Below are 19,226 nucleotides of genomic sequence, written 5' to 3' on the forward strand. Positions count from 1 at the left end.
CTAGCGTCGTCGGCATGGATCTCCCGACGTCTCCCCCGGCGGAACGGGACCCTCACCTCATGAGGAGCACTGGATGACCCGCCACCGTCCCACCGTCGCCGCCGGCGTCGTGGCCGCCGCCCTGATCGCCCTGTTCGCCTACCTGTCACCGGGGCTGGCGCTCTGGCTGACCTTCATCCCCGCGATGGTGATCGCCTACGGCTGCCACCTCGCGACCACCGACCGCCGGCTCCCCGACCCCTCCCGGGTGCTGCCGATCTACCTCATCGGCCTGGCCTGGCAGTTCCTCCACTTCGGGGAGGAGTTCATGAACGGGTTCAACTGGCGCTGGCCCACCGAGGTCTTCGGCGCGCACGCCATGTCACTGTCCCTGTTCGTCTGGATCAACATGATCTCCTACGCGGCCTTCGCGCTGGGCGCGCTCGCGATCTACCGGGGCTGGCGGGTGCCGCTGCTCATCGCCTGGTTCTTCGCCATCATGGGCGCGATGGGCAACGCGATCGGTCACCCCGTCTACGACCTGGTCTCCGGTGACCTCGCCTTCCCCGGCATCGTCACCTCGCTCGGTTACTGGGTCATCGGCCCGATCCTCGTGTATCGCCTGTGGACGTCCGCTCGCCCACACGCGGATGTCGCCCCCGACGCCCGCCCGGTCGCCGCCTCGGTCTGATCTCCGGGTACGGCGACGCGCTCTCGACGGCGGCGTCCGCACTGCAAACCGAACCGAAGGGAATCGTCATGTCCGTCTCTCGCATTCCTGATCGCGAGATCGCCGAGCGGCCCACGGGCTACGGAGGTCCGAACCTGTCGCCGGTGGGTCTCGAACTGGTGCCGCACGAGTTCACGCCCGGCGTGTGGGCGCTCATGGCCAACCTGCCGCCGAAGGACAACAACGGCGTGATCGCGGGGCGGGACGCCGCGCTGGTGGTCGACGCCGGGATCACCCCCGGCGTCTCGGCCATGATCCAGGCCGCCGTCGCCCGCCTCACCGACCGGCCGCTCCGCTACCTGGCCAACACGACCTACCACGGCGACCACACCTTCGGCAACGCCGCGTTCCCCCGGGAGGTCGTGATCGTCTCGTCCGGGGCGAACAAGGCGAACATGACCGACCTGGCGTACGAGAAGCAGACCCGCTCGGCCAACATGTACGGCGACGTCGCACTGCTCGACGAGGTCACCGTGTGGCGCACGCCGGACCTGACGTTCGACTCCTTCGCCGAGATCGACCTGGGCGGACGCGTCGTCCAGCTGCATCACTTCGGCGCGGGCAACGGCCCGGGAGACACGATCGTGTACGTCCCCGACGCCCGCACCGCCTGGACCGGCAACTTCCTCTGTCACGCCGGCATCGCCCACATGCTGCTCCAGGGCGGCCCCGAACCATACCTGGGCTCGCTGCGCAGGATGCGCGAGGCCCTGCCCGATCTGGAGACCATCGTCTCCGGGCACGGCCCGATGGGAGACGGGCCCGCGGCCGTGGACGCTCTCGTCGGCTACCTCGAACGGCTCCATGCCGAGGTTGAGGCGAGTGTGAAGGCGGGCCGCAGTCTGGAGGAGACGTTCGCGGCCTGCACCGATCCCTGGGCGGAGCGCCTCGATCCCCGGCTGTCGGCCGCCCTCGCGCGTTATCCGGTGCCACGGGAACTCGCCCAGCAGGGCATGCTCACCCTCTGCCGTGATCTGCACCGGCTCAACGTCCTGGCCACCTACCGCCTTTACGAAGACCGGTGAGGACCCGTCGAGTACGGCGGCGCTCACACTGACACCTGGAACCGGAAGGTCGTTACCCGACCTTCCGGTAGGCGTACCTCCACTTGCCGCAGGAGGTGACCGTGCGGGTGCCCGTGTCCCAGTAGCAGACCCTGACCCGGATGCTGTCGGGAATGTCCTCCTCCCACGCCTTGATCGTGAAGGGGGTGAAGCCGGCCGGGCCGCACTTCTTGATCGTGGGCTCCCAGAGCTCGCCGTCGGTGTCGATCCTCATGTGCAGGTAGCCGCACAACCGGGCGGGGGAGTTCCGGTCGTACAGCCGTGCCTCGAAGTTGAAGCTGTCGTTGTCCTCGTTATCCCACACCCGGCCGCGTGCCATCGCACGGCCGTTGCCGTAGTAGTCGGAGTAGACGGGCCCCCAGTCGGCGGACAGGTCGTCCGCCGCGTGGGCCGTCGAGGTGAAGGCGGGCAGGCCGCACGCGACGATCGCGGAGGCGGCGGCGAGACCGAGCAGGTGGCGGATCGAGCGGTGCATCTGGCTCTCCCAGGGGTCGTGCCGAGCTTCGGTGACCCAAGTCATACGCCCGGCCGCTTGCAGTCGCCCTGATCTCCGCTTGCCCGTCCCCCGTCGAGGGCGCACTTGTGCCCCTCCCGCCGATCTTTGCTCCGTCGCGTCGCCCAGAGCGGCACCTCGCTGCGTTGTCGCTCGTAGCTCCGCTACGAGCTCCTCCTCCGCCTTGCGATCCACCACTCCGGACACCGCTCCGTCCGGGCAAACCTTGTCGGTCCCGGCACTAGCCTGTACGGCATGCGGCCGCCCTTCCGGTTCGTACGGCTTGGTCTGGTGCGGGGTGGTCCCGCCCTCCGGCCGCGTGCCGTGCTCGCGCGGTTCGGGCCGGCCGCGCTGGGTCTGGCGTTCGGGGTGCTGGCGCTCGGGCCCGCCCTCGGGCCGGGGTTCGTCCTGCGCTACGACATGGTGTTCGTCCCGGACCCGCCGCTGCGCCTCGGCGACGGCTTCCCCCGGGCGGTGCCGAGCGACCAGGTCGTGGCGCTGCTGTCGGCCGTGGTCCCGGCCGAGATCGTGCAGAAGGCGATCCTGCTCGGGCTGTTCGTGCTGGCCGCCTCGGGGGCCGCTGCTCTCGCGCGCGACGCCCTGCCGGGAGGCGGGATCATGCCCAGGCTGGTCGCGGCGGCGTTCTACGCCTGGAACGCCTACCTGGCCCAGCGCCTGCTTATCGGGCAGTGGGCGCTGCTGCTCGGATACGCGGGGCTGCCCTGGGCCGTGCGCGCGGCGGCGCGCGGCGGGACCCCGCGGCTCGCGGCGGCCCTCCTGCCCGCCGCCGTGGGCGGGTTCCAGGCCATGCTCGTCAGCGCCCTGACCGTGCTTCCCGTGGCCGCGTCGCGCGGTAGGGGTGGGGCAGGCGGCGGGGGAGGCGGCGGGGGAGGACGGACGCGGGCGGTGCTGTCGTCGGTGCTGCCGCCATTGGGCGTCCTCGCCGTGCTCAGCCTGCCGTGGCTCGTCCCGGCGCTCGTTTCGGTGCTCGGGGCGGACGCCGGGGCCGATCCCGCCGGGGTGGCCGCCTTCGCACCCCGGGCGGACGGGCCGTTCGGGACGCTCGGCAGCCTGCTCACCCTCGGCGGCATCTGGAACTCCCACGCCACCGTGCCCGGGCAGGACACGCCCGCGCTCGCCGCCGTCCGCCTCGCCCTCACCCTCGTCGCGGTCACCGGGTTCGTACGGCTCGGGTTCGTACGGCGGCCCGCGTGGTGGCCCGGCCTCGCCGCGGCGGCGTGCGCCGGTGTCCTGATCGCGTGCGCCGGGGCGTTCGCGCCGGGCGTGCCGCGCGCCCTGATCGGCTGGTGGGCCGGGTTCGGCCCGCTGCGCGACGGCCAGGTGTACGTCGCGCCGTTCGCGCCGGCGCAGGCCGTGGGGGTCGCGGTGGCGGTGGCGGCCCTCCGTGCGGCCATGCCGGCGCCGGTCGCGGCGGCCGCGGTGGCGGTGCCGGTGCTGGCCCTGCCGACGTTCGCGCTGGGCGCGTTCGGCAGGCTCGGGTCGGCCGAGTATCCCGAGGAGTGGCTCCACGTCCAGGCCGTCGTCAACGGGGATCCCGCCCCCGGCGCGCTGCTGTCGCTGCCCTGGAGCGCCTACCGGGCGTTTCCCTGGAACGGCGGCCGGGTGGTCCTCGACCCCGCCACCAAGATGTTCTCCCGGCCGGTGGTGTGGAACGACGCGCTCGTCGTCGGCACGGGCGGCGGGAGACAGATCCGGGTGGCCGCAGAGAGCCCTCGCGCGCGGCGGATCGGCGCGCTGCTGGCCGGGCCGGCGGCGGGGCCGCTCACCGGGGCGCTCAAGCGGGAGGGGGTGCGTTATGTGCTCGCCGGAGGAGTTGACGAGAACACGTTCTTGTCCCGGTTGCCGGGGGCGACCCCCGTCTACAGGGGTCCGGAACTCCTCCTGGTACGCCTGTGATCAGCCAAGATCCGCGACTCGCGGCATACTGGACGGTAAGTCTTTTTATCACGGTTTGACCAAGGCTATGGTGTAGGAGCTGTATCACGTTCTAATCTCGGCGCACCGCGCGCGTTTCGACGAGGAGGAAGCATCCGTGTTGAAGGTGCTGGCTGCTCTCGCGGTCGGGGCCGTGCTCGCCGGCGTCGCCTCCGTGGCGGTCGTCAACGTGGCCGCGCCCACCGCTGAGCCGCCCAACAAGCCGCTCTACAACTACGGCGACAGGTGAGCGCACCAGACCTGACACCCGTTCCATAAGGACTCCCTCGAAAAGGACTCCCCGCGAAGGCCCAGTTCGTCAGGGGCGTGGTTTCGCCATGCCCTCATGCGTCCGTGCCCCGATTCGCCGCACCGCCCACCCGCCGCGCCCCGGGACCACCTGTACCGGGGGCCGCGTCCCGCGGTGCCCCGAACTCGCCGCGAAGACGCGTCACCCGAAGGAGTGGTCGTGGTCGCACAGGGTGCGAAGGCGAAGTCCTCGGGGCGCCCGGCCCCCCTTCCCGAGCCGCCCGACAGGCCGCATCTGGCGGCGACCGGCGCAGGTGCGGCTCCGGCCGCCGTTCCCCCGCTCGAAGGCGTGCGCGTGGCCGTGCTGAACTTCCGCGAGCCGGGCCAGACCGTCGCGGGCGGCGCGGAGGAGTACGCCTGGCGGGTCGCCGCCTACCTCGTCGGCCAAGGGGCGCGCGTCCACTTCGTCACCAGCCGGGAGCGGTACCAGGCCCGCGGAGAGTCGCGTGACGGCATCGAACTGCGCAGGATGGGCAACAAGTATCTGGTCTACCTCCTCGTCCCGCTCTGGCTGCTGCTGCACCGCCGCCGGTTCGACGTGGTCGTCGACTGCATGAACGGCATCCCGTTCTTCTCGCCGGTCGTGGCACGGCGCCGTACGCGGGTGATCTGCGTGGTCCACCATGTGCACGACCGGCAGTTCTACGCGTTCTTCCCCCGGTGGCTGGCGCGGATCGGCTGTTTCATCGAGGGGCCGGTGGCGCGGCTGCTGTATCGGCGGTGCACGACGGTGACGGTCTCCGAGTCCTCCCGCGACGAGCTGCGTGAGCGCCTCCGCTGGCTGGCCCCGATCGAGGTGGTGCCCAACGGCAGCCCGACCGCCAGGCCCGTCGCGAGGGAGCCGGTGCCGGGCGACCCGGCCGTCGTCTACCTCGGCCGCCTGGTCGGCCACAAGCGCGTCGAGCGGGTGGTCGAGCTCGCCGCCGACCTGGCGCCCGGCCGTCCCGGCCTGCACGTGCACGTCGTCGGACGGGGCCCCGAGCACGACCGGCTGGCCGAGCGGGCGGGCAGGCCCGACATGGCCGGACGCGTCCACCTGCACGGATTTCTGCCGGAGGCGGAGAAGAACGCGATGCTGAGCGGCGCCAGGCTCAACGTCACGGCCTCGGAGTTCGAGGGATGGGGGCTGACCGTGATCGAGGCGGCGGCGCTCGGCGTGCCCACCGTCGCCTACGACGTGGCCGGCCTGCGCGACTCCGTACGGCACGGCGTGACGGGGTGGCTGGTGCGCGACGGCGAGCGGCTCGCCGACGTGGTCGACCAGGCGTTGCGAGAGCTGGACGATCCCCTGACGAGGGCGCGGATGGCCCAGGCGTGCCGTCGCTGGGCGGGCGAGTTCACCTGGGGGAAGACGGGGGCGGCCATCACCAGGCTGGTCGCGGGCGAACTCGGCCGGCTCCCCGCGCGGTCGGAGAGGTGCGCCGAGAGCCTCCGTGAGAAGTCCTGAGCGCGCCCGTGTCCGTTGACGTCTCGGTCGAGCCGCAGGAGCCCGGTCCCGCCCGGGAGGCGACCCCCGCGCCGGAGGAGATGGCCGGGGCCTCCGAGCCGGTCCCCGAAGGCCGCCCCGGGCCGCCGGGCCGGGCGCTGCGGCACCGGCTCCGGCTGCTGGCGGGCTGCCTGCTGCTCGCGGCCGTCGCGTTCAACACCGCGCCCGGCGCGGTGATCTCCGAGACCAAGCTCGACATGGCGGTGAACCCCCTGGGGTTCCTCTCGCGCGCGCTGCACCTGTGGGATCCGGCCTACTTCGGCCACCTGCAGAACCAGGCGTACGGCTACCTCTTCCCGATGGGCCCGTTCTACGTGCTCTTCCGGGCCATGGACATGCCCGCCTGGGACATCCAGCGCCTGTGGATGTCACTCGTGCTGTGCGCGGCGTTCCTCGGGACCGAGCGGCTGGCCCGGACCATGGGGATCGGCTCGCCCGGCACCCGGATCCTCGGCGCGCTCGCCTACGCCCTGGCCCCGCACGCGCTGGCCCTGATCGGGATCAACTCCTCGGAGTTCCAGCCGAGCGCCGTGCTGCCGTGGGTGCTGCTCCCGCTGGTCCATGGGACGCGGGAGGGCACGAGCCCGCGACGGGCCGCCGCGCTGTCGGCCGCCGCGTTCCTGTTCGCGGGCGGCGTCAACGCGGCGGCGGAGCTGGCCGTGCTCGCCGTCCCGCTCGTCTACCTGCTCAGCCGCCGCCACGGCGGGCGCACGTGGGCCCTGCTCGGCTGGTGGCTGTTGTTCGTCGGCCTCGTGTCGATGTGGTGGCTCGTCCCGCTGCTGCTGCTCGGGCGCTACATCTTCTCGTTCCTGCCGTTCATTGAGACGGCGTCGGCGACCACCAGCGTCACCTCACTGGTGAACGCGCTGCGCGGCACGTCGAGCTGGATCTCGTTCCTCCCGGTGGACGGGCAGCCGTGGCTCCCCGCGGCCTACGACCAGGCCACCGTGCCGTGGCTGGTCGCCGCCACGGCGCTGGTGGCCGGGCTCGGGCTGACCGGCGTCGTCCGCAGGGCGACCCCCGAGCGGACGTTCCTGGTCCTGTGCGTGATCGCCGGCCTGCTCCTCGTCACCGCGGGCCACGCGGGCGACCTCGCCCACCCCTGGACCGGCCAGGTCAGGGACCTGCTCGACGGGCCGCTCGCGCCCTTTCGCAACCTGCACAAGTTCGACGCGCTGATCCGGCTGCCGCTCGCGCTCGGCCTGGCCGCGCTTCCCGTCGCGGGGCCGGTGCGCCTGCGCAGGCCGGTCACCGCGGTGGCGGCCGGGCTGCTCGCGCTCACGATCGTGCCGGTCGCGACGGCCGGGGTGACCGCCCGCGGGTCCTTCGCGGACCTTCCCGCCTACTGGCGCGAGGCGGCGGCCTGGCTGAACCGCAACGCGGGCGACGGCATGGTGCTCGCCATGCCCGGCTCGGCGCGGGGCGAGTATCTGTGGGGCCGCCCGCTCGACGAGCCCATGCAGTCGCTGCTGACCGTGCGCTGGGCCACCCACGCCAACGTGCCCTGGGGATCGCCCGGCCTGGCCCGGGTCGTGCAGGCGGTGGACGAGCGCTTCGCCACCGGGCACGGCTCGCCCGGCCTGGCAGAGGCCCTGCGCCGGGCCGGGGTGACCTACCTGCTCATCCGCAACGACCTGGTCAGGGAGACGCTCGGGACCGCCTGGCCCGCCCGGGTGCACCAGACCCTGCAGGACTCCGGGCTGTCCAGGACCGCCGAGTTCGGGCCGCTGGTCGGCCTGACGGCGAACGACACCGCCTCGGGCTGGCTCGACCAGCCCTACCCGGCGCTGGAGGTCTACAAGATCCCCGGGACGGCCCCGCTCGCCTCGACGGTGCCCCGCGCGGGCACGCTGCACGTGGAGGGCGCCCCCGAGGCCGTGCTCGACATGGCCGAGAAGGGACTGCTCACCGGCGACCGCCCGGTGCTCGTGGGCGACGAGCCGGGTGCGGCGGCGATCCCCGCCCGCGACACGATCCTCACCGACACACTGCGCAAACGGGACATCGTGTTCGGCGACGTACGGCGCATCGCGTCGGCGACGCTGACGGGCAACCAGGCGCCGGTCTCGACCGACCTCACCGACCCGGCCTGGTCGGCGGCCACGTCGACCGCCCGCTACCTCGACGTGAAGGACGTCACCGCCTCGTCGGCGGACTCCGCCGTCACGGCCGCCGTGGGCCAGCGCGACCCGGGGCGGCAGCCGTACGCCGCGCTCGACGAGGATCCGCGTACGGGATGGCGGTCGGACGGCTGGCACGGCGCGGTCGGGGAGTGGCTGGAGGTCCGCTTCACCGGCCGGGTGGACCTGACCGAGATCTCGGCGGCCTTCGAGCAGGGGGCGATCGGCCCGCCGGTGGCCGAGGTCGCGCTGGAGACCGAGCGCGGCGTCCGCCGGGTGGCGGTGGCGCGCACCGACGCGCTCCAGCCGCTGCGCCCTGTGCCCGGGAAGAGCTCGTGGCTGCGGATCAGGGTGACCAGGCTCGCGTACGAGCCGAGGACCGCGCTCGGCAGCCGGGCCGGCATCACCGACCTGCGCATCCCGGGCGTGCGGGCGGTGCGGACGATCTCGGTGCCGGACACCGGCACGGGCGACCCGGGCACCGTGCTGCTCACCAAGCAGGGAGACGCCGACGCGTGCATGCGGGGCTCGGTCACCTGGACCTGCTCCTCGCGGCTGCAGATCATCGGGGAGGACGGCTACGGGTTCGACCGGCTCATCCCGGTGGCGCGCGACGGCGTGCGCACGGTGCGCGGGCAGGCCGTGCTCGCCGATCCGAAGGCGGCGGACCTGATCACCACGCTGCCGAACCAGTATCCGCACGTCAGCGCGTCGTCCACGGCGACCGAGCACGGGGCCGTGCTGGGCCGCCAGGCGATGGACGGCGACCCCTCGACGCTGTGGTACGCCCAGCCGTTCGACCGGCATCCCACGCTGTCGATCGACCTGGGCAGGACCCGGACGTTCTCCCGGATCCGGGTGCTGTTCCCCGACTCGGCGCAGGGCATCCCGCCGGTGAAGCTCACGCTGCGCGCGGGGGCTGCGCTCACCGAAACACGGGCGGTGCAGGGCTGGGTGGACCGCGACGGGGTGTTCACGTTCCCCGCGCTGAAGACGCGGAAGTTCACCATCGAGTTCACCGCGCCCGCCTCCCGCGCGATCGAGGTGGCCGAGATCGCCATCCCCGGGGTGAAGCCCCTCGGCGGCCTCGGCGCCATCCCGCTGCGGCTGCCCTGCGGCTATGGCCCGACCCTGCGGGTGGACGGCGACGAGGTGCCGACCCGGGTGGTCGGCGGCACGCTCGACGACGTGCTCAACGGCCGTCCGCTGACCTACTCGGGGTGCGCGCCTCTGCACCTGACCGAGGGCCGCAGCCGGGTCGGCGTGGCGCCCAGCGACGCCTTCCGGGTGCGCTCGGTGGTGCTGGACGACGGGGCAGGAGAGGCCAGGGTGGGAGAGAAGAGCGCGGCGGTGACGGCCACCCCCGCCACGGTGACGTCGTGGGGACCGCAGGAGCGCCGCCTCCGGGTCACCGCCACCGCGCCCTCCTACCTGGTGGTCAACGAGAACTACAACGCCGGCTGGCAGGCGTACCTCGACGGCGTACGGCTGACCCCGGCGAGGCTCGACGGCTGGCGGCAGGCATGGGAACTGCCGGCCGGCGGCGGAGATGTGGTGCTGCGTTACGAGCCCGACCCGGCCTACCGCATCGCGCTGCTCGCCGGGCTGGGCCTGGCCCTCGCGGTGGTGGCCCTGGCACTGGTGCGCGGCCGGTCGCGGCTGCGCCCGGTGGGGCCGGGCCGCGTCCGCACGCCGTGGGTGTGGATCGCGGCGCCGATCGCCGGACTGTGGGCCGGCGGCCTGGCGGGCGTGGTCGTCGTCGCGGCCGCGCTGGCGGCGTTCCTGTGGCTGCGCGGGATCGCCGGCGCCCAGCACGCGGGGCCGAGCCGCCTTCGGGCCTTCGCCCGCCACGCCGCCTCCGCGTGGGTGGCGCTCGTCGCGCTCGGCCTCGCCGGGCTCGCCCAGGCCGCCGGGCAGGGCGCGGCCACCGACGTGCTCTGCCTCGTCGTGCTCGCCCGGCTGCTGGCCGCCGTACGAGACAAGCAGGGGGAGGTGGCCCGATGACGGGCGCGTTCGTGCGGTTTCGGCGCACGCTCCTCCTGGCGGGCATCGCCTTCCTGATCACCGTGGGGGCGCTGTTCCACTTCTACGTCTACCCGCGGACCACGGTCCTGCCGCTGGAGCAGACCCGCGTGCAGCGGCTCGTCTCGCCCTCGGCCACCTACCTCGACACCGCCACCTTCCGCCTGCACCGGAACGTGCCGGTGCAGAACACGGTGGCCGTCTATGGCGATCCGCGGGCGGGTGACGACCGTACGGCCGTCTGGGTGGAGTTCTCCTCGCTCGACACCCGGGACGGCGAGCGCGTCGACTACCACGAGCGCCGCACGGCATTCGACCGGCGGACCGGCCTGGCCGTCGAGTGCTGCGGGGAGTACGTCGACGACGACCCCGGCGTACGGCAGACCGGGCTGGCCTTCCGGCTGCCCGCCGGGGCCGAGCCGCGCTCGTACACGGTGTTCGACCCGGTGCTGCGGCGGGAGGCGCCGATGCGGTTCGAGCGCGAGGAGACCGTCGAGGGCGTGCCGACCTACCGCTACACCTACTCGGCCGGGCCGGTGAAGACGGCCGACCTGCCCGGCCCGGTGCCCGGCACGACGGTCGGCATGCCGGGAGAGGAGCGGGTCGCCGTGGCGCGGTACACCGAGATCACCCGCACGATCTGGGTCGAACCGGAGAGCGGTCTGACCGTGCGCACGCAGGAGCGGCGGCGCGACACCCTGCGGACGCCCGACCAGGTCGAGCGGCAGGTCGCCTTCGACGCCGACCTGATGACGAGCGCCGCCGAGGTGCGTGCCTTCGCGGACGAGGCGGCCAGGTTCCGCCGGTGGATCCTGCTGACGCGCGAGTGGATCCCACTGGCGTGCGGCCTGCTCGCCGCCCTGCTCACCGTGGTGCTCGCCGTCGTCTTCCGGATCGCCACACGGCCGAGGAGGTCACCGGCGGCGCAGCACCAGCAGCAGGTTCCAGGTCACGATCTCGCGAACGCCGGGTAGATGGATCACCGGGGTCGCCCACCGAGGGTGGTAGCGCGGCAGGGCGCCGACGAGGTCGGCGCCGGGATGCCGCCTGGCCCACGCGAGCGCCCGGGCCACCGAGACGGCGTACAGGCTCGTGCCGTACACGTTCTTGGGGGAGCGGCGGTGGCGGCGCGCGTAACGGCGCGCCGCCCGGTGCCCGCCCAGGTAGTGCCACGGCGAGGTCTCGTGGCCGCCCCAGGGCGACAGCCAGTTGGTGAACGACAGGTAGACGATGCCGCCCGGCCGCGTCACCCGCACCATCTCGTCGCCCATCCGCCACGGATCGGGCACGTGCTCCAGCACGTTGGAGGAGAAGCACACGTCGACGGATCCGGTCTTCAACGGCAGGTCGAGGGCGCTGCCGAGCACCGCGCCGTCGGGGATGGCGCCGGTGCGCGCGCTCATCTCCCCGGCGTCGCAGTCGACGCACACCGGCCGCGCGCCCACGGCGCGCAGCGCGTCGGTGAAGTAGCCGGGCCCGCCGCCGACGTCCGCGACGAGCGCGCCGTCGAGGTCGGCGTACGCCGCGAGCTGGGCGACGGTGTCACGGGCGAGCAGGCCGTAGAAGAAGTCGGGGTCGGTCTGCTCCTTGCGGAAGGCGCTGAACAGGCGGATCGAACGGGCCAGGTCGGCGCGGAACGGCTCGGCGTGCACGACGTCCCTCTCCTGTCGGGTGCGCCGGAGCATAACATCCCCCTTTGTTCCCCCCCTTTTGTCCCACAGCGCTGGGAGAATCGCGATGACACAGATCATGCGTACCGGTCGGTCCGGCATCGCGTCGCCGCGATGGCGAGCAGGTCTGGCGAACCCCGTCGTGATCACGGCGGTCCTGCTGGTCGTGGCGTCGCTGGCGGTCCGGATCCCCGTCATGACGTCCTCCTCCTTCGTCGAGGACGACTTCCTGTTCGTGGGCGACGCCTACGAGCACCCCCTGACGTTCGACTTCCTGTTCCGCGTCCACAAGGGCCACCTGATGCCGGGGGCGCTCGGGCTCACCTGGGTGCTGTCGAGGCTGTCGCCGTACAACTGGCTGCTGGTCTCGGCGGTCACGTTCGCCGTCCAGGCGGCCGTGGCGGTCATGCTGCTGCGGCTGCTCGTGCGGCTGTTCGGCACGCGGCCCGGGATCCTGCTGCCGCTCGCCTTCGCCCTGTTCTCGCCGCTGACCGTCCCGGCCTTCGGCTGGTGGTCGGCGGCCATCAACGCGGTGCCGCTGCAGTTCACGATGGTCATGGCTCTGGCGGCCCAGGTCAGGTGGGCCAGGGAGGGCGGGGCGCGGCACGCCCGCCGGGCCTTCTACTGGGTCCTCGCCGGCATGGCGTTCAGCACGAAGGGGGTCTTCGTCCCGTTCCTGCTGTTCGCGCTGACCACGTCGCACCTGCGGCCGTGGGCGGGCGCGTGGATCGCGCTCATGCTCCGCGAGCTGCGCTCCCACTGGCGGCTGTGGGGCTCCTACGTGCTGCTGATGGGCGGATACGCGGCGCTGTACCTCGCCCGCCGCGACACCGCGCCCGGCGAGGGCGCGGCCGTCCCGGCGCCGGGCAACGCGGCCGACCTGCTGGGCCGCCTGCTCGGCCAGGTCTTCCCCGCCGGAGTGGTCGGCGGGCCGCTGTCTTGGGGCCCGGTGCTGCCCAACGGCGGGCTTGCCGATCCCAGCCCGCTGCTGGTGGCCGCCGGATGGGCCGTGCTCGCCGCCCTGGTGGTCGCCACGGTGCTGTGGCGGCGGCGGGCCGCGCGCGCCTGGCTGATCCTGGCGGGCTACCTGGTCGCCGCGGACGGCGTGCCGACGGCGATCGCACGGGGCACCGGGCTCACCCAGGTCGTCGGCTCCGAGACCCGCTATGTCGCGGACGCCGCGATCGTGCTCGCGGTCTGCCTGGGGCTCGCACTGCTGCCCCTGCGGGACGAGACCGAGCCCTACCGGCGGCCGATTCCCCCGGGAAGCGGGCTGCCGACGGCGGCGGGCCTCCTCGCGGGCGCCTACCTCGCGATGTCGATCGTGTCGATACAGAACTACCGCGACACGCTGTCGGGAGACCGGGTGCGGGCCTACCTGGCCGCCGTACGTGCCTCCCTCGCCAAGGTCCCGGACACGGCCGTGATCTACTCCAGCCCGCTCCCCGAGTACATCGTGCTGCCGTGGAACGGCAACCGCAGGCTCAGCCACCACCTGCTGGCCCCGCTCGCCCGGCCCGCGCTGCGCGCCCGGATGCGCGTGCCCGAGCCGTCGGAGCACGCGTTCGTCTTCGACGACAAGGGCGGGCTCGCGCCGGCCGAGGTGAAGGCGTCGATCGGAGTGGTGCCGCCGGGGGGCCGCTCGTGCTTCCCGCTCCTCGGCGACGCGATCTTCTTCCCTGACGTCGTGTCCTTCGGCGGGCCGGGGCCGATCGCCGGGCTGGCCTACACCGCCAAGCGGGCCGGCACCGGCAGCTACGAGATGAACGGGCAGCGGGGGCAGCTGCAGTTCCACGCCACCGGCTCCGGCGGCGCGCTGGTGCAGTTCCCGGTCACGGCCATCGGCAAGGGGCTGCTGATCCGGCTGGACGACCCGGCGGCGGTCTGCCTGAAGGGCTTCGCCTACGGCGACCCGGTGCCCGGAGCGCCCGCCCCTACGGCCGCGGCACCGCCGCAGCCGTCCCCGTCCCCGTCCCCGTCGACGTCTCCGTCGGCGTCCCCTTCCGCGTCCCCTTCCGCGAAGAGGTCGCCAAGCGGGCGAGGTGCCTCGCCGGCTCCTCGACGTAGCGGTGGGTGAGCGTGGCGAGCAGCAGCGTGAGCGCGCCGACCACGACGAGGTTGCCGGCGAAGTTCCCGCTCCACGCCTGCTGCTGGGTGAAGTCGTACCAGAGATAGAGGGCCACGAACTGCCACAGGAACACGCCGTAGGACACCCGGCCGAGGAAGCGCATCACCCGGCTGCTCAGGAAGCGGCCGTACGTCGAGCCCTCGGCCGGCAGCAGCGCGGCCGGGGTCACCAGCCCGGCCGCCACGGTGGCGTACAGGGCCAGCTCCGACAGGTCCGCCCACACGCCGTCCACGCCGCTGAAGCGGGTGCCGGTCAGCGGCGAGGCCGCCACGGCGTACGCGAGGGCGGCGACGAGCAGGAACGAGCCGGCCGACGCGCCCACGGCCCGGACGAACCGGTGCGCCGGGCCGTTCTCGCCGGTTTCCTGGCGGGCCCACTCGGAGACGACGGCCAGCGCCATGCCGACCGCGAAGAACACCCAGGCCCGGGGGAGCCAGGTGTTCAGGTAGGGCCGGTAGACGGGGAAGTAGGTGAGCAGCGCCCACGCGAACGACGAGGCGGCGAGCACGGCGACGCCGATCAGCAGCCGCCTGGCGCGGGTGCCGAGGCCCGGGCCGCCGCGCCGGGCGTACGCCGCCAGCGCGGCGGCGACCAGCGGCAGCAGCACGTAGAAGGCGGCCTCGACGCACAGGCTCCACATCTGGGCGAGCCCGCGCGGCCCGAGGCCGAACCACCAGGGGTGGATCTCGTAGGTCTGGCCGAGCAGCAGCAGTTGCAGCCACGTCTTGACGTCGCCGAGGTGCGGCCCGGCCCACAGTGCCATCGCCACGGCAACGACCAGCCAGTACGCCGGGAGGATGCGCAGGGCGCGCTTGATCAGGTAGACGCGGGTGTCCGGGGGACGCTCGCCGAGCAGCGCGGCGCGCGCGTAGGGCCGGTAGAGGAGCAGCCCGGACAGCGCGAAGAAGATGGGGACCGCGACGTCGCCCCGGGCGAGCAGGCTGCTGAAGAAGTTGTCCCGCAACGCCGCCGCCGACTCGATCGCGACGTGGAAGACGAGGACGGCGACGGCCGCGAGCGCCCGCACGCCGTCGAGGGCGTCCACATGACCGGTGGGAACCTGACCGGAAAGCACGGGTGTGTCACGAACAGGTTGCGAACCGGCCGGTAACATGTCACGAGTCGCCGTCGAGCTAGAACCTGTTTCGGTCACTTTTCCGCATCCCTGGTGACGTCGGTCACTGCCCCGTCTAACATACAGCGAAATAGGAACGTGTTTCAGGACAAATAGGCAGTAGCTGGCCTGCCCCAGGAGGAGCGATGCGCCGCGGATTAGGAGTGGTCCTCGTAGGGCTCGGGGCGTTCCTCGTCGTTCTCGCGCCGCTGCTGAGGTTCCAGGTCGCGGACAAACTCGTGCAGGCGCCGGCGAACCAGTACAGCATCACGCGGCTGACCGCCGAGAACGCGCAGTACTTCAGCAAGCGGGATCTGAAGGTCCTCACCGGCACCCTCGACATCACGGTCACGACGAGGGGCGACGTCAAGGACGCCAAGGACGACCACGTCGTGTGGGACCAGTTCACCAACGCCAACGACGTGACCAACAACAATCCGCAGATCTCCATGACGCAGTTCCGCAGCGCGTTCAACAAATACAACGGTCAGGGCGTCACCTGCTGCGGCACGAGCGTGAACAGCGGGTCGGGCGCGCAGCCGGTGCAGTTGCAGGGCCAGATCTTCCTGTTCCCGTTCGGCGTCGAGAAGAAGACCTACCAGGTGTTCAACACCGACACCCGCAAGGCGTACGACGCGACGTTCGACGGCGAGGACACGGTCAACGGCCTGCCGGTCTACCGCTTCGTGCAGCAGATCCCGCCGACGCCCATCGAGAAGCTCAGCGCGCCCGCCTCCGTGCTCGGCATGAAGGGGACGGGCGACATCCAGGTCGACCGCGTCTACGACGGCGTCAACACCTTCTGGGTCGAGCCGACCACCGGTGTCCCGGTCAAGCAGGAGCAGCAGCGCCACGAGGTGCTGAAGACGGCCGACGGCGTCGAGCGCATGCCCGCCCTCATCGCCACCGCCTCGTTCACGCCGCAGACCGTCGGCGAGCTCGTCCAGACGGCCCGCGACAACATGGCCCAGATCACGCTGATCAAGACGACGCTCCCGCTGGTGGCGCTCATCCTCGGGCTCGCGCTCGCCGTCGTCGGGGTGTGGCTGCTGCTGCGGCCGGGCCGCGTGGACTGACCCGGGAAGCCGGCCGACCCGTGAAGCGGGACAGCGCCCTGAACCCGCCGATGGGCCCGCCGGTGGCGACGCCTCCGGCGGGCACGCCCTCCCGGCGCTCGCGCGCGGCGGGGCTGCTGCGGGCCTGCCGGCCCCGGCAGTGGCTCAAGAACGCGCTCGTCTTCGCCGCCCCGGCCGCCGCCGGCGTGCTGACCACCGGGGCGGGACTGCGCGGCTCGCTCGTCGCGTTCGCCGCCTTCTGCCTGGCCGCCAGCGGCTCCTACCTCTTCAACGACGCGGCCGACGTGGCCGCCGACCGGCGCCACCCCCGCAAGCGGCTGCGCCCGATCGCGGCCGGGATCGTGTCCGTACGGCTCGCGCGGACCGCGGGCGCGGCGCTGCTGGCCGCCGGCCTGCTCGCCGGGCTCGCGGGCGGGTGGCCGCTCGCCGCCGTCGTCGCCGCCTATCTGGCCCTCACCTTCTCCTACACCCTCTGGCTCAAGCACCAGCCCGTGGTGGACCTGGTCGCGGTGGCCGGCTGCCACGTCGTGCGCGCGTACGCGGGGGCGGTCGCCGTGGCCGTGCCGGTGACGAGCTGGTTCCTGGTCGTCGTCTCGCTCGGCTCGCTGCTGCTGGTGGCCGGCAAGCGGGAGGCCGAGCTCCGCGCCGGGCCCGGGGACGGCCGGGCCGCCCGGGCCACGCTGGAGACGTACACCGCGAGCTACCTCGGTCACGTGCGCGTCATGGCCTCGGGGGCGATGATCGTCACCTACTGCCTGTGGGCGCTCCAGGAGCACACCGGGCCGGCCAGGGCGTTCTGCGCGCTCAGCATCGTGCCGTTCGTGCTGGTCGTGCTGCGGCACGCGCTGCTGGTCGACCGTGGGGTGGGGGAGGAACCCGAGGAACTGGTGCTGCGCGACCGGCCGCTCCAGGTGTTCCTCGCGCTGATGCTGATCCTGCTGGCATGCGGTATCCAACTGGCATGACGCTGCTGACGGGATGGGGGCGCACCGCGCCCACGCGTGCGACGGTGGCCCGCCCGCGCACCGCCGAGGAGGCCGCCGGACTCGTGGCGAAGGCGGGCAGGCGCGGAGTCGTGGCCCGCGGCCTCGGCCGCGCGTACGGCGACGCCGCGCAGAACGCGGGCGGGACCGTGCTCGACTGCACGGCGCTGGAACCGTCATGGCGAGTCTGCTCCACCGGGCTCGTCACCGCGTCGGCGGGGGTGAGCCTGCACGACCTCATGACCGCGCTCGTCCCGCGCGGCTGGTTCGTGCCGGTGACCCCCGGCACCCGCTATGTCACGGTCGGCGGGGCCGTCGCGGCCGACGTGCACGGCAAGAACCACCACGTGGACTCCTCCTTCGGGGCCCACCTGCGGTCGCTGCGCCTGCTCACCGCCGACGGAAGCGTGCGTACGCTCGAACCGGGCGACGACCTGTTCTGGGCCACCGTGGGCGGCATGGGGCTGACCGGCGTCATCGTCGAGGCGACGTTCCAGTGCGTGCCGGTCGAGACCGCGTGGATGCGGGTGGACGTCGAGCGCACTCGCGACCTCGACCAGACCTTGGAGACGATGGCCGCGACCGACGACGGTCACCGTTACACGGTCGCGTGGATCGACCTGCTCGCGCGGGGCGGGCGGATGGGCCGGGGCGTGCTCACCCGCGGCGACCACGCCGCGCCGGGCGACCTGCCCGCCCGCGCGCGCGGGAACCCCCTCGCCTTCGCGCCGCGGCCCCTGCTGTCCGCCCCGCCCTGGGCGCCCGGCGGCCTGCTCAACCGGGCCACGGTGCGGGCCTTCAACGCCGCCTGGTACGGCAAGGCCCCCGCCACCCCGCGCCGGATCGTCCAAGGGATCGCGCCGTTCTTCCACCCTCTTGACGGGGTGGGCGGCTGGAACCGGATGTACGGCCCGCGCGGCTTCGTGCAGTACCAGTTCGTGGTGCCGCTCGGGGCGGAGGACACGCTGCGCCGGGTGGTCGAGCGGCTGTCCGGCGCGGGGGTCGTGTCGTTCCTGACCGTGCTGAAGAGGTTCGGGGCGGGGACGCCCGGCATACTGTCGTTCCCGATGCCGGGGTGGACGCTGGCCCTGGACATCCCGGCCGGGCAGAGCGGCCTGGCCGCGATGCTGACCGAGTTCGACGGCTGGGTCGCGGCGGCCGGGGGCCGCCTCTACCTGGCCAAGGACTCCCGCATGTCGGCCACCACCATGGCCGCGACGTACCCCCGGCTGGAGGAATGGCGGGAGATCCGGCGCCGGGCCGACCCGGACGGCGTCTTCGTCTCCGATCTCGCCCGTAGGCTGCGCCTGTGCTGATTCCGTCGTCGAGGGAGTGGTTGTGAGAAACGCGCTGGGCTCGGTCGACACCGTCCTGCTGCTGGGCGGGCGCAGCGAGATCGGCCTCGCGATCGTGGAGCGGCTGGTCCGGCGGGGCGCCCGCAGGGTCGTGCTCGCGGCGCGTGACGCCACCGCGTCCATGAAGGATGGCGGCGGCACCGCGCCGGTGGACGGCCTCGAACGGCTCGGTGCCGAGGTCCATGTGCTGGACTTCGACGCCGCCCGCCCGGAGACGCACGCCGCCCTCATCGAGGAGGCCGCCGCCAAGGTCGGCGACCTCGACGTGGTGATCCCGGCGTTCGGCGTGCTGGGCAGTCAGGCGGTCTACGACGCCGACCCGGTCGCCGCCGCCCGCGACGTCGCGGTCAACTTCGGCGGCCACGTCTCTATCGGCCTGGCCGCGGCACGGCGGCTGCGCGAGCAGGGCCACGGCACGCTCGTCGTGCTGTCGTCGGTGGCCGGCGTGCGGGTGCGGAAGGCCAACTTCGTGTACGGCTCGGCCAAGGCCGGGCTGGACGGCTTCGCCCAGGGACTGGCCGACGCGCTGCACGGTTCCGGGGCCCGGGTCGTGGTCGTCCGGCCGGGGTTCGTGATCGGCCGGATGACGCGGGGGATGGCCCCCGCCCCGATGTCGGTGACGGCGGCCGAGGTCGCGGACGCGGTCGTGGAGTCCCTGGACACGCGGAAGGTGACCGTGTGGGTGCCCGCCCGGCTGCGGCTCGCGTTCACCGTCATGCGGCTGCTGCCCCGGCCCCTATGGCGAAGGCTCCCCCGCTGACC

At 73.1% G+C, this 19,226-nt stretch carries 14 protein-coding genes; 11 read left to right on the forward strand and 3 right to left on the reverse strand.

Going from position 1 to position 19,226, the window contains the following annotated elements:
* The first annotated feature begins 73 nt into the window (after positions 1-73).
* Positions 74-670, forward strand: coding sequence for an HXXEE domain-containing protein (locus HHX35_RS11720; RefSeq protein ID WP_182898835.1), 597 nt, complete (start codon positions 74-76; stop codon positions 668-670).
* A 68-nt stretch (positions 671-738) separates the two neighbouring features.
* Complete coding sequence (locus HHX35_RS11725; protein WP_182898836.1) at positions 739-1,734, forward strand: MBL fold metallo-hydrolase; 996 nt, start codon at positions 739-741, stop codon at positions 1,732-1,734.
* 52 nt (positions 1,735-1,786) lie between these two features.
* On the opposite strand, the gene HHX35_RS11730 is transcribed toward HHX35_RS11725, so the two are convergent.
* Complete coding sequence (locus HHX35_RS11730) at positions 1,787-2,248, reverse strand: hypothetical protein (protein WP_182898837.1); 462 nt, start codon at positions 2,246-2,248, stop codon at positions 1,787-1,789.
* A gap of 273 nt (positions 2,249-2,521) precedes the next feature.
* Here HHX35_RS11730 and HHX35_RS11735 point away from each other — a divergent pair, with 273 nt between their 5' ends.
* From HHX35_RS11735 to HHX35_RS11750, 5 genes are all read left to right on the forward strand, one after another.
* A complete protein-coding gene (locus HHX35_RS11735; RefSeq protein ID WP_259404961.1) occupies positions 2,522-4,183 on the forward strand; it encodes a hypothetical protein in 1,662 nt (553 codons plus the stop codon).
* Positions 4,184-4,319: 136 nt separating this feature from the next.
* A complete protein-coding gene (locus HHX35_RS42565; RefSeq protein ID WP_256862666.1) occupies positions 4,320-4,451 on the forward strand; it encodes a hypothetical protein in 132 nt (43 codons plus the stop codon).
* A gap of 219 nt (positions 4,452-4,670) precedes the next feature.
* Complete coding sequence (locus HHX35_RS11740; RefSeq protein WP_310739032.1) at positions 4,671-5,957, forward strand: glycosyltransferase family 4 protein; 1,287 nt, start codon at positions 4,671-4,673, stop codon at positions 5,955-5,957.
* An 8-nt stretch (positions 5,958-5,965) separates the two neighbouring features.
* A complete protein-coding gene (locus tag HHX35_RS11745; RefSeq protein WP_310739033.1) occupies positions 5,966-10,120 on the forward strand; it encodes an alpha-(1->3)-arabinofuranosyltransferase family protein in 4,155 nt (1,384 codons plus the stop codon).
* A complete protein-coding gene (locus HHX35_RS11750) occupies positions 10,117-11,112 on the forward strand; it encodes a DUF3068 domain-containing protein (protein ID WP_182898839.1) in 996 nt (331 codons plus the stop codon). Before HHX35_RS11745 ends, HHX35_RS11750 begins: the two co-directional genes overlap by 4 nt.
* Here the strand turns inward: HHX35_RS11750 and HHX35_RS11755 are convergent.
* Together HHX35_RS11755 and HHX35_RS11760 are read right to left on the reverse strand one after the other, a co-directional pair.
* Positions 11,053-11,823, reverse strand: a complete 771-nt coding sequence (locus HHX35_RS11755; RefSeq protein ID WP_182898840.1) for a bifunctional 2-polyprenyl-6-hydroxyphenol methylase/3-demethylubiquinol 3-O-methyltransferase UbiG — start codon at positions 11,821-11,823, stop codon at positions 11,053-11,055. The two genes, HHX35_RS11750 and HHX35_RS11755, sit on opposite strands and share 60 nt — an antisense overlap.
* A 1,919-nt stretch (positions 11,824-13,742) precedes the next feature.
* Complete coding sequence (locus HHX35_RS11760) at positions 13,743-14,981, reverse strand: acyltransferase (protein WP_310739034.1); 1,239 nt, start codon at positions 14,979-14,981, stop codon at positions 13,743-13,745.
* 215 nt (positions 14,982-15,196) lie between these two features.
* Here HHX35_RS11760 and HHX35_RS11765 point away from each other — a divergent pair, with 215 nt between their 5' ends.
* The 4 genes from HHX35_RS11765 to HHX35_RS11780 are packed head-to-tail and all read left to right on the forward strand — an operon-like array spanning position 15,197 to position 19,224.
* Entirely contained in the window at positions 15,197-16,126 is a 930-nt protein-coding gene (locus HHX35_RS11765; RefSeq protein ID WP_182898842.1) for a DUF3068 domain-containing protein, read from the forward strand.
* A 50-nt stretch (positions 16,127-16,176) separates the two neighbouring features.
* Positions 16,177-17,091, forward strand: coding sequence for a decaprenyl-phosphate phosphoribosyltransferase (locus HHX35_RS11770; RefSeq protein ID WP_182898984.1), 915 nt, complete (start codon positions 16,177-16,179; stop codon positions 17,089-17,091).
* Positions 17,070-18,425: an FAD-binding oxidoreductase gene (locus HHX35_RS11775; RefSeq protein ID WP_182898843.1), complete on the forward strand. Its 1,356-nt coding sequence runs from the start codon at positions 17,070-17,072 to the stop codon at positions 18,423-18,425. The genes HHX35_RS11770 and HHX35_RS11775 overlap by 22 nt, the downstream gene beginning before the upstream one ends.
* A gap of 22 nt (positions 18,426-18,447) precedes the next feature.
* Positions 18,448-19,224, forward strand: a complete 777-nt coding sequence (locus tag HHX35_RS11780) for a decaprenylphospho-beta-D-erythro-pentofuranosid-2-ulose 2-reductase (protein WP_182898844.1) — start codon at positions 18,448-18,450, stop codon at positions 19,222-19,224.
* Positions 19,225-19,226 lie beyond the last annotated feature (2 nt).

Origin of the sequence: Microbispora sp. H10830 (genome assembly GCF_014161375.1) — a bacterium.
In the GTDB taxonomy this organism is placed as follows: Bacteria; Actinomycetota; Actinomycetes; order Streptosporangiales; family Streptosporangiaceae; genus Microbispora; species Microbispora catharanthi.

Bases quoted from the DNA above. Each gene is read 5' to 3' on its own strand.
- HHX35_RS11765 (WP_182898842.1), top strand. From the start codon at position 15,197: ATGCGCCGCGGATTAGGAGTGGTCCTCGTAGGGCTCGGGGCGTTCCTC.
- HHX35_RS11770 (WP_182898984.1), top strand. From the start codon at position 16,177: ATGGGCCCGCCGGTGGCGACGCCTCCGGCGGGCACGCCCTCCCGGCGC.
- HHX35_RS11730 (WP_182898837.1), bottom strand. From the start codon at position 2,248: ATGCACCGCTCGATCCGCCACCTGCTCGGTCTCGCCGCCGCCTCCGCG.
- HHX35_RS11775 (WP_182898843.1), top strand. From the start codon at position 17,070: ATGCGGTATCCAACTGGCATGACGCTGCTGACGGGATGGGGGCGCACC.
- HHX35_RS11750 (WP_182898839.1), top strand. From the start codon at position 10,117: ATGACGGGCGCGTTCGTGCGGTTTCGGCGCACGCTCCTCCTGGCGGGC.
- HHX35_RS11720 (WP_182898835.1), top strand. From the start codon at position 74: ATGACCCGCCACCGTCCCACCGTCGCCGCCGGCGTCGTGGCCGCCGCC.
- HHX35_RS11755 (WP_182898840.1), bottom strand. From the start codon at position 11,823: ATGCTCCGGCGCACCCGACAGGAGAGGGACGTCGTGCACGCCGAGCCG.
- HHX35_RS11725 (WP_182898836.1), top strand. From the start codon at position 739: ATGTCCGTCTCTCGCATTCCTGATCGCGAGATCGCCGAGCGGCCCACG.
- HHX35_RS11735 (WP_259404961.1), top strand. From the start codon at position 2,522: ATGCGGCCGCCCTTCCGGTTCGTACGGCTTGGTCTGGTGCGGGGTGGT.